Consider the following 13,998-nt stretch of genomic DNA (forward strand, 5'->3'; position numbering starts at 1 on the left):
CGAAACATGTTGAACACGAGGTTGATAGACAAGCGCGGAAGAATGACCCGGCACCGCGCAATTCTGGTCGTTGCGATGACCTTATTGCTTTGCGGGTGCTCGGCTGCGCCGGGCATGCACATGAGCGGTCAAGCACTGAATCCGGTCTTCCAGGAAAACGAGCGCGCGATGGACTCGGCGTCGGCGCAGGTGCCGATCAGCGATATCAACGCGTCGGTGATCCAGCAATTGCGTCGGGAGGCTGCCCAGGGTGGTGTGGCGGGCGGGCTCAATCTGTTCGCCGTGCCGCAACCCTACACGCTGGGCCCCGGTGACGTTTTGCAGATCACGGTGTGGGATCACCCTGAACTTGCTGCTGCGCTGGGCACGCAGAGCCAGGCGCAGGCGCGTCCGGCCGATGCCCCGGCTGGTTTTGTTGTGGGTCAGGCGGGTGAAATCCAGTTTCCATACGCCGGCATGGTGAAAGTGGCGGGTTTGCGCACTGATCAGGTTCAGGCGCTACTCACGCAGCGGCTATCGGCCATGTTGCGCAATCCGCAGGTAACAGTGCGAGTTGCATCGTATCGCGCCAAGAAGGTCTATATCGACGGGGAGGTTCACACGCCGGGCGTTCAGATCGTAAACGACATTCCGATGACCCTCTATGAGGCAATCAATCGCGCCGGCGGTTTCACACCGGCAGCGGATCAGAGCCGGATGGCGCTGGTACGCAATGGCGTGACGTACCCGGTCAATCTGTCCCTGATGCTCGAGAGTGGGCAAAACCCGTCGAGGCTCGTGTTGAAGGACGGTGACCTGTTACGCGTCGTGCCGCGCGATGAGAACGGCGTCTACGTGATGGGCGAGATTAACCGCCCAGTGACTGCCGTTCCGCTCAGGACAGGCAAGCTGACTTTGAGCGATGCGTTATCTCAGGCGGGCAGCCTTAATGTGGCTACCGCCAACGCGGCCAAGTTGTATGTGATTCGTGACGCAACGGGAACAGCACCACATGTATACCGTCTCGATGCGAGTTCTCCGGTGTCGATGGTGCTCGCCAACCAGTTCGACTTGCAGCCTCACGACGTCGTGTATGTGGACAGCACCGGACTCGCGCGCTTTAGCCGCGTGCTCAGCCAGCTTCTGCCCGCGATCAATGCCGGCCTGACGGGCGCGATCATCACCAAGTGATCGACAACATTCTGGTCGTTTGCGAGGGCAATATCTGCCGCAGTCCGATAGCGCAGGCGCTGCTCGCGCAGCTGCTACCGCATGTCGCGGTGGTGTCTGCGGGAACGCATGCCCTCATTGGACGCGGCGCCGATTCCGTTGCCGTGCAGTTGATGGACGAGCGAGGGATCGACATTCGCGGGCATGTCGCGACACAGCTGTCATCTGCACAAGTGAGCGCCACACAGTTGATCCTGACGATGACGCGGCGCCAGAGCGCGTTGATCGAAACGAAATTTCCATTCGCCAGAGGCAAGGTATATCGCCTTGGCGAACACGACCAACTTGATGTAGTCGATCCATACCGACGGGATCGCTTCATCTTTGAAATGGCGATGGCGCAGATCGAGCAGGGCGTTTCGCACTGGTCCGGCGCCGTTGCGCGAATGTCTAACTGATACATGACTTCCCATACCAACAACCGTCCAGCGGCTCCTGACACTGGCGATGAGATCAACCTGTCCGAAATCGTGACGGTGATACGGCAATATCGGGTTCTGATTGCGCTGGTTGCTGCAGCCACGCTGACATTGGGCATCGCCTATGCGTTTCTCGCCAAGCCGGTGTACCGCGCCGATGCGATGGTTCAGGTGGACGACGGTCCGAGTTCGGTCAATGACAAGCTGGGTGATCTGGCGGCGCTGTTTGGTGACAAATCCACCGCGGACGCCCAGATTGAGCTGATCCGCTCGCGAAAAGTCGTCGACGATACCGTTCGCGCTCTTCATCTCGACATCACGGCCAAGCCGCGTTATCTCCCGTTGATCGGTGGCTGGATTGCGCGCCGCGCGCCGACCGGACAGTTGGCGGCCCCCTTATTGGGGCTCGGCAGTTTTGCGTGGGGCGGGGAAGATATCCGGGTCACACAGTTCGACGTGCCGCCGGATCTCTACGGGGAGAAATTCACGCTCATCGCCAGTAAGGACCAGAGCTTCGACCTCAAGGATCCGGGCGGCAACGTGATCCTGAACGGGCGGGTCGGCAAGGCGGCGAGCGGGATCACGCAGTACGGCGCCGTCAACCTCACGGTGACTAGTATCGTTGCGCGTGCTGGGACGCAGTTCAGGCTGACGCGCGCATCGACCCAATTGACGACTCAGGATCTGCAAAAAGCGCTGGACATCAAGGAGAAGACGAAGCAGTCCGGTGTCATTGGCGTGACGCTCGAAGGCAATGACAGTGCCACGATAGCCGACACAGTGAACGCCATTGTACGTCTCTACGTGCAGCGCAACGTCGACTGGAAAGCAGGTCAGGCGCAGCAGATGCTGACCTTTCTATCCAGTCAACTTCCGCAGTTGAAAGCGGATCTCGATAAGGCCGAGCAGCGCTACAACGCGTTCCGAACCCGCAACCATACGCTCGATCTAGCTCAGGAGAGCCGTCTGCTGCTGGAGTCGATCGTCGATGGCAAGACGAGAATGCTGACGCTGCAGCAGCAGCGCGAAGAACTGATGCAGCGCTATACAGCGAATTATCCGTCCGTCGTGGCCATCGACGCGCAACTGGCCGACCTGCTGCGCGAGCAGGACACGTTCAACAAACAGGTCTCGGCACTTCCGGAAATCGAGCAGACCGCGATGGGCCTGGCGCGTGACGTGAAGGTCAATACGCAGCTTTATACGAACCTGCTCGACAGCTCGCAGCAGCTCCGCGTCGTCAAGGCGGGGCAGCAGGGCGACGTCCGTGTCGTCGACTTTGCGGTAGTAGCGGAAAAACCGGTTAAACCTAAGAAGCTTCTGGTTATCGCCGGGTCTGCCGTATTGGGTCTGCTGCTAGGTGCCGGTGTTGCGTTTGCGCGCCGCTCATTTCACGGCGGCCTGGAAAGCACGCTTGAAATCGAACAGGTGGCGGGCGTACCGGTCTATGCGGCCATCTCGCAAAGCGAGCGTCAGGCCCGCTTGCGGCGCGCCTCGGTGCGTAACGAAGGTGGTACACGTGTACTGGCCGTGTCGGCACCAGACGATGTTGCAGTGGAAAGCATCCGCAGTCTGCGCACAGCATTGCAGCTCCGCCTCGCAAATACGCCGAATAACGTGGTGATGATCACCGGTCCGCGTCCCGGTGTCGGCAAGTCGTTCGTCTCGGTGAATCTCGCTGCTGTTCTTGCGTCGGCGGGCCGGCGGGTCTTGCTGATCGATGCGGACATGCGGCGCGGGGATCTTCATGGTTATCTCGGAATTGCACGCGTTCCTGGGCTGCAGGAAGTCATGGCGGGGGAGGAAGCCAGACTAGCCGTCCGCCGCCAGGTTCTCCAGAACCTCGATGTGCTGACACGCGGCACGAGCATACCCAACTCGGCGGAAATGCTGATGAGCGCGCGCTTCGGCAGCGTTCTCAGTCAGCTCTCGCATGAATATGACGTCGTGATCGTGGATACGCCGCCTGTTCTGGCGGTGACCGATGCTGCCTTGATTGGCCAGCACGCCGGGACCACTCTGTTGACGATGCGCCACGGCCAGCATAGCGCAGCAGAGCTGCATGAAACCATGCGGCTGCTTGGCAGCGCCGGGGTTTCGGTCAGCGGCATCCTGCTGTGCGGCGTACCGCAGCATGCCACTGCCTACGGGGCATTCTCCGCGTACCAAAGTGTCGCGGATTGAACCGACTGAATATCGCATCGTGTCAATCCGTACGCATGTCTTGCGGCATGCTGATTGTCAATATGCCTGAACATCTATGAACAAAAGAATACTGCTCACATTCGGGACTCGACCCGAGGCCATAAAAATGGCGCCGCTTGTCAGAAAGCTCAAACAGACTGACGGCCTCGACGTTTTTGTGTGTGTGACCGGCCAGCATAGAGAGATGCTCGATCAGGTGCTGGAACTGTTCCAGATCCAGCCGCATTTCGACTTGAACGTCATGAAGCCGGGTCAGGATCTCTACGGCGTGACGAGTTCGATCATGCTCGGGATGCGCGACGTGCTGAAAGACTGTAGACCAGACGTGGTACTTGTGCACGGCGACACCACGACGACGATGGTCTCGAGTCTCGCGGCGTTTTATCAGCGTATTCCGGTCGGGCACGTCGAGGCCGGCCTGCGCACTGGAAATCTGCTGTCGCCGTGGCCCGAGGAGGCTAACCGTAAATTGACGGGGGCGCTGGCAGCGCTGCATTTCGCACCGACCGGGCTTGCGCGTCTGAACCTGCTAGCGGAGAACGTTCCGGAAAAAAGGATCGTGGTCACGGGCAATACCGTGATTGACGCGCTTCTGCAGGTTCGTGGAATGCTTGAGGACGATGCTCAACTTCGCGCAAGGACTGAACGGTATCTGCCGGCCATCGACCCCGACCGGCGTGTGCTGCTCGTCACTGGACACAGGCGCGAAAGCTTTGGCGAGGGTTTCGAGCGCATTTGCAGAGCGTTGGCGCGGATCGCGCATGACCGTCCGGAGATCGATGTGATCTATCCGATGCACCTGAATCCATCGGTGCGTGCACCGGTGAATCGCTTGCTCACCGGCATTTCGAATATTCATCTGATTGAACCGCTCGACTATCTTCCGTTCGTTTTGCTGATGGATCGAGCATATCTGATCCTGACCGATTCAGGCGGCGTTCAGGAAGAGGGGCCGTCGCTCGGCAAGCCAGTGCTGGTGATGCGCGATACGACGGAGCGTCAGGAAGCGGTCGATGCCGGTGTTGTGAGGCTGGTCGGTACCAATGTGCAGGCCATCGTCGACGGTGTCTCGCAACTTCTCGACGACCCGGCGGCATATGGCGCGATGAGCCGCGGAATCAATCCGTATGGCGACGGACGGGCGTCGGATCGTATTGCCCGCGCACTCAACGCGGCTATATAAGCCGGTGTTTCCCTACGCAGAACTATCTTGATCAATATAACTGTCAGAGGCAACAGAACGTGGACTTCAATGTGATTTCGGTCGTCGGGCTCGGCTATATCGGCCTGCCCACGGCAGCGGCTTTTGCTGCGCGGCGCAAGCAGGTAATTGGCGTCGACACCAATCCGCATGCGGTTGACACGATCAACAGGGGGGCGATCCATATCGTCGAGCCGGAGCTTGACATGCTAGTTCACGCGGCCGTCACGCAGGGGTATTTGCGCGCGGCGCTGACTCCCGAGCCCGCTGACGCATTTCTCATCGCGGTGCCGACGCCTTTCAGCGACGGCCACAAGCCGGATCTGAGCTACATCGAGTCCGCGAGCCGAGCGATTGCGCCGGTGTTAAAAAAGGGCGATCTGGTCGTGCTCGAATCCACCTCACCGGTTGGTTCAACCGAGCAGATGGCGGCCTGGATGGCCGAACTTCGTCCGGATCTTACCTTTCCCCAGCAGCGCGGGGAGAACTCGGATATTCGCGTTGCGCATTGCCCCGAGCGCGTGCTGCCTGGGCATGTGATTCGCGAACTCGTCGAGAACGATCGTGTGATCGGCGGCATGACGCCCCGCTGCGGCGAGCTGGCACGCGAGCTTTATCAAAGCTTTGTGCGCGGCGACTGCATTCTCACGGACGTGCGCACCGCGGAGATGTGCAAGCTCACCGAAAACTCTTTTCGTGACGTGAACATCGCGTTTGCGAACGAGTTGTCGTTGATCTGCGATCAACTCGATATCAACGTATGGGAGCTGATCCGACTGGCCAATCGCCACCCGCGCGTAAGCATTTTGCAGCCGGGACCGGGCGTCGGCGGGCACTGCATTGCGGTCGACCCGTGGTTCATCGTGGATTCCGCCCCCGAGCAGGCGCGGCTGATTCGGACCGCAAGAACGGTCAACGACGACAAGCCGCGCTATGTGATGGACCGGGTAGAACGCGCAGCAAAGCGATTCAGGGAGCCGAGGATCGCGTGCCTGGGGCTGGCATTCAAGGCCAATATCGATGATTTGCGGGAGAGCCCGGCACTTGAGATTGCCTATGAGTTGTCAGAGCGGTTTGCCGGCCAGGTGATGGTGGTCGAGCCGAACATCAGCAAGCTGCCAGACACGCTTGAGGGAAAGGTTCATCTTTGTGAACTGAATGATGCGCTCGCCGAAGCGGACGTCGTGGTGATTCTCGTCGACCATGTGCAGTTCAAGCGAGTCGATCCGGTACGGCTGCAGGCGAAGGTGGTGATCGACACGCGCGGGTTGTTGTCGAATGGCTAGGAAGGGATTGGGCCTCGCCGCAGGTTACGCGATCTCGCTGATCGGCGGCGTCGGGTCGCTTGTGCTGTACGCGCACACGCTCGATGCGCCGGACTATGGCCGACTTGCGGTGTATCTGGCGCTAGTCGAGGCTTTTCAGGGGGTGCTGTTCCAGTGGCATCGGCTGGCGTTGGTGAAGTTCTGGGCATCCCGCGAGCAGAGCGGCTTGACTGCCTTACTGACCACGTCGCAATTGACCGGCGCGGGCATGGCGGCGGCGGTGATCGTTGTCGTACTGGCGGCGCGCGCGCTCGGCGCACCGATCCCGGCGGAATGGCTCGCCGTGATTGCGATGGGACTCGCCAAGAGTGCGGCGCTCTACGCGCAGGAACTGGCGCGTGCCGCGGGTGCCGGGCTGCGCTATGCGTGCGGAGCTGTGCTGCTAACGCTGGGCGCGGCGCTGGCGGGTGCGCTCGCCTACCGGGTCACGCATTCGGTCGGTACCGTGCTTGTGACATCGGCGCTGGTGTTCGTCGCAACGGCAATCGTCTGCGGCTGGCATGCGCGCAAAGCATCGATAGGCGGCAAATTCAGCAAAGCTGATCTGATCGACATGATCCGCTATGGTTTGCCGCTGATCCCCGTGTTCGTCGCAACGACGGCGTTGACGCGTCTCGATCGGCCGATTCTCGCCCAGTTCGAATCGGCGACGACAGTCGGTGTGTACGCGGCGGCAGCGACCCTCGTGACAAATGTCATTACTGCCGCCTGCCTGCTCGTCGTGACGCCGGCATATCCGTGGCTGTTGCGTGAAAAGGAACAGCGCACCGACGATGCATATCGCCAGCTCCATGCCAGAACCGGCATCCTGATGCTGTCCGGCGTGCTGGCCATATCGACCGCACTGTACTGTGCGCATGACGTCGCCTTCCCGTTGCTGTTGGGCAAGACGCTGGGCGTGGCGGCGGAGCCAATCGTGCTGCCGCTTCTGGCCATCGCCGTCCTCAGCGCGTTCCGGATGCATTTCTTCGATCAGGCTTATCACCTGTTTTCGAAAACCCATGTGCTGATGACGATCAACTTCGCTACCCTCTGCGTGGCCGTCGTCGCGCTGTACGGCGGCGCGAAGCTCGGGGGGCTGCCCGGAATGCTCGTCGGTCTGGCGATTGCGCATGGCGTGTCATTGCTGCTGAGTGCACTGTTGTCCCGTTCGTTCGTCAATGTCGGCCAACTGGCCGGGAGCATCGGCGTGCTGGCGCTCGTCTGTCTCGCGTCCGGTGCCGTCGGGTCGGTCATCGGCGTAGCCAGCCTGCCGGGCGGCATTGCCCGACCGTGGCAGGGGATGCTCGCGGCGGCGGGTGCCGTCATCGCGTTTGCGGCCGGGATGTATCTGTTGGACGTAGGCGCCTGCCGGTCGCTCGTGGCGCGGTCGCTCATGACGAGAAGATCATGAATATGGTTTTCGACGTTCTGATTCATATCCCATCGCTGCGCGGAGGCGGCGCCGAGCGGGTCGCGGTGGAAGTCGCGCGATACATGGCGAGCTGCGGGTTGCGCGTGGGGATATTTATTCACGATCGGAACCTCGACTTCGCGTTGCCGCCCGGCGTGACGTTGATCGTCGCAAATAGCAGGCGTCATTTGGGGCGCGTGTTCGAACTGCGCGGACTGCTTGCACGTCATCGCGTACGGAGTCTAATTTCGCTGCTGCCGTACGCCAACCTGATTTCGCTCTTCGCCGGAATCGGTCGTGGAAAGCGGACGCGGCTCATCGTGAGCGAGCACACGTCGATCACGTTTCATCCGTCCGGCTTCAAAGGCCGCGTCAAGCAGGCCATCACGATGCTGCTGTATCCGTTTAGCGATGCGATCGTTGCCGTATCGGGGGGAATTGCTGCGGAGCTGGATGCGCGCATGCCGCGCATCGGACGGCGCAACATCGTCGTTATCCACAACCCCTGCTATGTGCCCGGCGAAGCATTGACGGACCCGCGCCAGATTGCGGCGTGCCCGAACATCCTGGCGGTCGGGCGGCTTGCGTGGGAGAAGGGCTTTGACACGCTGATTCACGCATTCGCGCAGGTCCGCAGGGAAGTTGTCGGCGCCCGTCTGACGATCCTCGGCGAAGGGAAGGAGCGCGCCAGGCTCGAGGCGCTGGTCGAATCCGAAGGCGTGGTCGACTCTGTGTCGCTGCCGGGATTCAGCGCGCAGGTCTTCGATGCCTATCGCACCGCCGATCTGTTCGTGTGTTCGTCACGAGTGGAAGGTTTCGGTAACGTGATCGTCGAAGCGCTGTCGTTCGGTCTTCCGATCGTATCGACGCAATGCATGCACGGGCCGGCCGAGATTTTGGAAAACGGCCGTTTCGGTATGCTGGTCCCGGTCGACGATGTGTCGGCGATGGCGCGCGCGATCGCTGATTCGCTGGGGCGCCGGTTCGATCCGTCACGTCAGGTGATGCGGGCGCGCGATTTCTCGCTCGAGGAGATCGGTGCGCAATATCTGCGTGTAGCGGGGTTCGAGCAATGAGATTGAGACGGTCCCTGATCGCGGGCGAATGCGTCGTGCTGGCAGTCTTTTTCGCATTGTTCATAAGCGGCGCGGCGCTCAATATGGCCGGCTTGAATTATTCGACGGAGGCGGCCGACGGCGGGCTGAAGGTCCACCCTTATACCGTGTTGACGGTCATCGCGTTTCTGGTGATCGTTTGCGGTGGGCGTTCGCTCAAGCATGCGGCGAACAGTTCGCGGTTTCGTGTCGCAGTCGCCGGAGCGGGGGTGACCTGTGCAATCTTGGTCATGAAGTCGCTGCAAAGCGCGGGTCAATCGCTGGGCTTTGCGGTCGATACGATCGTTGCGGCGTTCCTGCTTGCGGCCGTGCTGCCGTTCACGACACAACGTGTGGCGAGACGCCTGTCACGGATGATCACGCTGTTCATCTTGATCGAATCGATCCTCGCGATGCTGGAAGTGGTTGCGCATGCCAATTTGATCACGATCGACGACTGGTACGGCGAGTACTTTCGTTCGACTGCCCTGCAAGGGCATCCGCTGAATAACGCGCTGATTTTGGTTACATTGTCAGTCTGCCAGCAGACATGCGTGCGCCGGCTGACGTCGGTGCTGATCTTTGTCCTGACGGTCGGCGCGCTAATAGCGTTCGGTGCGCGCGGCGCACTTGCCATTTATCTGCTTGTCAATGCGGTGACGTTCGCGCGTTACGGTCTCGCGTCGGCCGGGCGCATCGCGGTGTTCATGGCCGGGGCGACGGCATGCGCGGGCGGTATTACGTGGCTCCTGCTTTCAGGTGTCGTCGGCACGCGCATCTCGCAGGTCGGCGCATACGACGATAGCGCGGCCGTGCGTGTCAAATCGGTCGACCTGCTTCAACAGCTCGACTGGTGGCGCTTGCTCGTGGGCAACAGCACGATCGATATCACCCGGATCATGAACAATGCCGGTATCGGCGTCATTGAAAATTTTCTGGTGGGTTATGTGCTGGCGTTTGGCGTCGTCTGTACCGTGGCCATTGGGTATTTCGGCTATGCAACGGGGCGCAAACTGGCCACCGATGCGGCGGTGATGCGCACACGGTTCTTGGTGATCTTGCTGGTGTTCTTTGTGGTCGCGTTGACCAACAACTCGCTCATTACCAAAACGCCGGCGTTTTTCCTGTTGATCGTCGGCATCTGGTGTGCGAGATGCAGATGGCTTGAGCGGATCGAATCCGTATCGGTTGCAACGGCAAGCGAACCGGCACGACACATCCCGGACGGCGTCGCGGTGTCCGTCGGCGAATGTCCGCGGGCGGTGGCCAGCCTGCATCGGAGGAAGGCATGAGAGTACTGGTCGTCACGAATATGCTGGCGGGGGAGAATCCGACGCACCCCAGTCAGGGCATCTTCGTATCCGAGCAGGTTGCCGCATTGCGCCTGCTTCCGGATGTGTGTGTCGACGTCATCACGGTCCGGGGGTTCGCTTCGCGATTCGCCTACCTGGGCTCGGCGGCGCAGGTTCTGCTGCGCGTCTGGGGCACACGCTATGACGTTGTTCACTATCACTTCGGCTTGACGGCGTGGACCGCTGCGCTCGTCCGGGTCCTGTCGCGTGCAAGGATCGTCGTCACGCTGCATGGCTCGGATGTGCTCGGTAGCAAAGCGTTGCGCTTCGTGACGCTTGCATCGGTGCAATTCGCGGATGCGTGCATTGCGGTCAGCGATGAAATCCGTCACGCGATCCGGACAGTGAATCCGCATTGCGTGACAATTCCGTGCGCGGTGAACGATGCGCTCTTCAAGCCACTCGACTCGGTGCCTGGCGGAAGACCTGAGCGAATCGTCGTGTTTCCGTCGAGCGCATCGCGGCAGGAGAAGGATTACCCGTTGTTTGAGCGTGTTCTGACGATCGTAAGGGCGCGTTATCCATTACCCATCTTCGAACGCCATATCGACGGGCTGAACCGCCAGGAGGTCTGCCGACTGCTGCAGGAAGCGGATGCGCTGCTGATGACGTCGAAGCGCGAGGGCTCGCCGCAATCGGTCAAGGAAGCGATGGCTTGCGGCCTACCGGTCGTCTCGGTCAACGTCGGCGATGTCGAGCGGATGTTGTCCGGCGTACGCGCGTGCCACGTTGCCGGCAGCCGGGATCCGGAAGATATTGCCGAATTACTGTTCCGGGTGCTCGAGGCCGGCGAGCGGAGCGATGGCCCGCGACGTCTCGCGTCGGGCGGATACCTGTCGTCACAGGTCGCCGAAAACGTGCTTGCGCTTTATCGGGCAACGCTATCCAGGAGAAGACGTTTCCAAATCAAGAGGAGTCCAGCTCATGACCGCTAGTAGCATCACTTTCTTTTCCGCGAGGATTGACGCGTTGACTGCGGCAGAGACCGTTGCGCTAATCGAGAGTCGAATTGACGTGAATACGTTTACGCAGCACGCGGTCGTTAACGTCGCGAAAATCGTGAACATGCAGCGCGACGTTCGCCTGGCCGATGCGGTTAACGCATGCGATATTGTTAATGCGGATGGAATGGGGGTCGTCTGGGGCGCGCGCTCACTCGGACACGACATTCCGGAGCGTGTGACCGGAGTCGACTTGTTCGGCGCGTTGTTGGCGATGGCAGCGAGAAGGGGGTTTCCGGTTTATCTGCTCGGTGCGCGCGAACACGTGGTGGCGAAAGTGGCGGACGTGGCGGCAAACCGGTACCCCGGTCTGCACATCGCAGGCTTCCATCACGGCTATTTCTGGGACGACGAGCAGGCGATGGTGGACAGAATCCGCGCGTCAGGTGCGAAACTGCTGTTTGTCGCGATTACATCACCGCACAAGGAGATCTTCATCGATCGGTGGCGTGACCAGTTGGGAGTTTCATTTGTGATGGGTGTCGGCGGCACGTTCGACGTGATGGCGGGGCACGTACGCCGCGCACCACGCTGGATGCAGCAGGCAGGGCTTGAGTGGCTGTTTCGGGTGCTTCAGGAGCCACGGCGAATGTGGCGACGGTATTTGACGACCAATGCGTTTTTTGCATACATGATGATGCGTGCAAAACTGAACTCGAACGTCTCCAAATGAAGCGTATCCCGCTTTTGTTCATGTATTCGTATGCATGTGTCGCAGGCGCGGCGCCTGCGACGTGCGAATTCGACCAGCCGGAGGGTTATGCGCCGGTCACGTCGGTCAATTGGAGCCACGGTCTTCGTGGGCTGTCGGTCCAGGCGCCGACACCGCAGTCCGTCGCGATCGGTCCGGTCGTGCCGGGGGGCGAGCTGATGTTAAATGTGCAACTCAGCCGGACGGACGATTTTGCGCGAGTCGCGAACGCATCCCCGCGTGCAGAAGTTGTCTTGAACGACGCGACTTTCGCGGATGGCAAGGATTACATCCTGCAATGGTCGACGCGCTTGCCGAATGATTTCCAGATCGACACCGCCCAGGCTGAAATTATCACGCAGATCCACCAGGGAATGCCGGTGGGTTCTCCGCCGATCGCACTTCTGTTGAGAGGTAACCAGTACGTGCTGCAAATTCGCTCGAATCCAAAGTCGGTGCCGAGAGGTGTCGCGTTCGGCGCACCTGCGAGCGACAGGGGACGGACGATCTGCTGGCGTCTGCATTACGCTCCGGACGGGGCAGGCGCAACCGCTGTAACGGAACTGTATAAGGACGGCGCGCCTGTTTACAGTGAGCACGGGTTGCCGAACGCATACGAGCACGACATGCGAGCCTATCTCAAGGTGGGTATCTACAAATGGCTCTGGGACACCGAGCCCGATAGTGTGACATACCGCGCCGTCTCGTTCGGGCCGATGTTGATGTCAAAGAAGAAGGTGATAATGCCGTTCAATTGAGGTACCTTTTTCAGGTACCGAACGGTATCGTCTGGGCGCTCCTAGCGCACGATCGCCGAGATCCTTGGCTGGTGAGGCTCTTCGTGCAATCGCCGTGCGCTTTCTGCCCGCGAGCCCCTGGTTTTCGTTCTCGTCCTATATGGCCGATGTGCGATCAAAACTAGAATTGCGATATTGCACCCACACGCTTATGTGCAGAAACGCAGATGGAACACTTGCCGCGCTGCAGCTTTCCTCGTTGGTTTTGGTGAAAGACGCGATAGCCATTACTTCACTGTAACGCTACTCACCCGCCGACCGACTGTGACGGAGAGATTCCATGAGGACGCAAATGAGGAATACGAATTACATGATCAATATGAGTCGCTGTTCGTTGATCCGCGGTGTCAGATCTACCTCCCGCGAAACGTTCGTGAACGAAAAAAGTGAACCTACAACGAACGGATGGTCGCGTCCACGGCGCACAACGGCGTGGACGCCCTCAAACGAATCCGCAAATAATCACCGCGGTCCCGCTGCAGACGAGATGCAATACGACTTGATGCTCACATTCGTCAACGAGGTCGCTATTGTGCTGCAACCTCAGGTGGACGTCACTGACGGACGCATTGTCGGCGCGGAAGCACTCGCGCGCTGGCGCGATGCAGACCAGACGCAGCTTGACACGGCGACTGTCATCAAGAACCTGGAGACAAATGGATTTGCAGTTCATACGTTTCGAGCCATCGTCGGCCAGACACTCTCCATGCAATCGCGGCTGTATGCGCTCGGCATCCGGATTCCCGTTGCGGTGAATGCGTCAGCCAGAGTGCTTGCAAGACGGGAGCTTCTCGCGGACCTGCACAAAGCGCTCCACTCGCATCAATTGCCTGCAAGCGCGATCAAGCTCGAGATGACGGAGACAGAATCGTGCGATGACCCAGATTTGCTGGTGTGGTCCATGACTCAATTGAAGAATCACGGATTTCATCTGGCACTCGATGATTTGGGCACCGGCATCGGTTCGCTCGATATGCTCGTTCGACTCCCGATCGACGAGATCAAGCTCGATCGCTCGTTCATTGCTCGCGCCACCAGCAATACAAAAGCGTACGCAATAATTGAGAGCCTATCGGGTATGGCTTCACGCCTGAACCTGAATCTTGTAGTGGAAGGCGTCGAGACCGCCGCTCAAGCTGACCTCATTCTGAATGCAAATTGCAGGGTCGCGCAGGGATTCCATTTCTTTCGACCAATGTCTGTAGAGCAGTACGAAGAAGTGGTGATGGCTAACCAGCATGCTCCTTATGCTCGATGAGCGAGGTGATGCGCCGGCCTGAAAGGGGGGGCGCGTGTTGACGAACCTCCGGC

General features: G+C 60.0%; 12 protein-coding genes. All 12 read left to right on the top strand.

Going from position 1 to position 13,998, the window contains the following annotated elements; all coding sequences use genetic code 11:
• Nucleotides 1-6 precede the first annotated feature (6 nt).
• Nucleotides 7-1,170 carry a polysaccharide biosynthesis/export family protein gene (locus AC07WT_RS21905; RefSeq protein WP_494948564.1) on the top strand — a complete coding sequence of 388 codons (1,164 nt, stop codon included), beginning with the start codon at nt 7-9 and terminating at the stop codon, nt 1,168-1,170.
• The gene (locus AC07WT_RS21910; protein ID WP_494948565.1) at nt 1,167-1,607 is read left to right on the top strand and encodes a low molecular weight protein-tyrosine-phosphatase; all 441 of its coding nucleotides are present in this window, start codon (nt 1,167-1,169) and stop codon (nt 1,605-1,607) included. Before AC07WT_RS21905 ends, AC07WT_RS21910 begins: the two co-directional genes overlap by 4 nt.
• A gap of 3 nt (nt 1,608-1,610) precedes the next feature.
• On the top strand, nt 1,611-3,812 hold the full coding sequence (locus AC07WT_RS21915) for a polysaccharide biosynthesis tyrosine autokinase (protein WP_494948566.1): 2,202 nt from the start codon (nt 1,611-1,613) through the stop codon (nt 3,810-3,812).
• Nucleotides 3,813-3,888: 76 nt separating this feature from the next.
• Nucleotides 3,889-5,016, top strand: coding sequence for a non-hydrolyzing UDP-N-acetylglucosamine 2-epimerase (wecB, locus tag AC07WT_RS21920; protein WP_494948567.1), 1,128 nt, complete (start codon nt 3,889-3,891; stop codon nt 5,014-5,016).
• A 59-nt stretch (nt 5,017-5,075) separates the two neighbouring features.
• The gene (wecC, locus tag AC07WT_RS21925; RefSeq protein ID WP_494948568.1) at nt 5,076-6,320 is read left to right on the top strand and encodes a UDP-N-acetyl-D-mannosamine dehydrogenase; all 1,245 of its coding nucleotides are present in this window, start codon (nt 5,076-5,078) and stop codon (nt 6,318-6,320) included.
• Complete coding sequence (locus AC07WT_RS21930) at nt 6,313-7,752, top strand: lipopolysaccharide biosynthesis protein (RefSeq protein WP_494948569.1); 1,440 nt, start codon at nt 6,313-6,315, stop codon at nt 7,750-7,752. Before wecC ends, AC07WT_RS21930 begins: the two co-directional genes overlap by 8 nt.
• A complete protein-coding gene (locus AC07WT_RS21935) occupies nt 7,749-8,828 on the top strand; it encodes a glycosyltransferase (protein ID WP_494948570.1) in 1,080 nt (359 codons plus the stop codon). The genes AC07WT_RS21930 and AC07WT_RS21935 overlap by 4 nt, the downstream gene beginning before the upstream one ends.
• A 2-nt stretch (nt 8,829-8,830) precedes the next feature.
• Complete coding sequence (locus AC07WT_RS21940) at nt 8,831-10,138, top strand: VpsF family polysaccharide biosynthesis protein (RefSeq protein WP_494948571.1); 1,308 nt, start codon at nt 8,831-8,833, stop codon at nt 10,136-10,138.
• On the top strand, nt 10,135-11,133 hold the full coding sequence (locus AC07WT_RS21945; protein ID WP_494948572.1) for a glycosyltransferase family 4 protein: 999 nt from the start codon (nt 10,135-10,137) through the stop codon (nt 11,131-11,133). Before AC07WT_RS21940 ends, AC07WT_RS21945 begins: the two co-directional genes overlap by 4 nt.
• Nucleotides 11,123-11,872 carry a WecB/TagA/CpsF family glycosyltransferase gene (locus tag AC07WT_RS21950; RefSeq protein WP_494951003.1) on the top strand — a complete coding sequence of 250 codons (750 nt, stop codon included), beginning with the start codon at nt 11,123-11,125 and terminating at the stop codon, nt 11,870-11,872. The genes AC07WT_RS21945 and AC07WT_RS21950 overlap by 11 nt, the downstream gene beginning before the upstream one ends.
• Nucleotides 11,869-12,648, top strand: coding sequence for a heparin lyase I family protein (locus AC07WT_RS21955; RefSeq protein WP_494948573.1), 780 nt, complete (start codon nt 11,869-11,871; stop codon nt 12,646-12,648). The genes AC07WT_RS21950 and AC07WT_RS21955 overlap by 4 nt, the downstream gene beginning before the upstream one ends.
• A gap of 526 nt (nt 12,649-13,174) precedes the next feature.
• Entirely contained in the window at nt 13,175-13,945 is a 771-nt protein-coding gene (locus tag AC07WT_RS21960; RefSeq protein ID WP_494948574.1) for an EAL domain-containing protein, read from the top strand.
• Nucleotides 13,946-13,998: the final 53 nt, after the last annotated feature.

The organism is Paraburkholderia sp. GW821-FHT02A12, assembly GCF_059422005.1.

Bases quoted from the DNA above. Each gene is read 5' to 3' on its own strand.
- AC07WT_RS21905 (WP_494948564.1), top strand. From the start codon at position 7: ATGTTGAACACGAGGTTGATAGACAAGCGCGGAAGAATGACCCGGCAC.
- AC07WT_RS21915 (WP_494948566.1), top strand. From the start codon at position 1,611: ATGACTTCCCATACCAACAACCGTCCAGCGGCTCCTGACACTGGCGAT.
- wecB (WP_494948567.1), top strand. From the start codon at position 3,889: ATGAACAAAAGAATACTGCTCACATTCGGGACTCGACCCGAGGCCATA.
- AC07WT_RS21930 (WP_494948569.1), top strand. From the start codon at position 6,313: ATGGCTAGGAAGGGATTGGGCCTCGCCGCAGGTTACGCGATCTCGCTG.
- AC07WT_RS21935 (WP_494948570.1), top strand. From the start codon at position 7,749: ATGAATATGGTTTTCGACGTTCTGATTCATATCCCATCGCTGCGCGGA.
- AC07WT_RS21945 (WP_494948572.1), top strand. From the start codon at position 10,135: ATGAGAGTACTGGTCGTCACGAATATGCTGGCGGGGGAGAATCCGACG.
- AC07WT_RS21950 (WP_494951003.1), top strand. From the start codon at position 11,123: ATGACCGCTAGTAGCATCACTTTCTTTTCCGCGAGGATTGACGCGTTG.
- AC07WT_RS21955 (WP_494948573.1), top strand. From the start codon at position 11,869: ATGAAGCGTATCCCGCTTTTGTTCATGTATTCGTATGCATGTGTCGCA.
- AC07WT_RS21960 (WP_494948574.1), top strand. From the start codon at position 13,175: ATGCAATACGACTTGATGCTCACATTCGTCAACGAGGTCGCTATTGTG.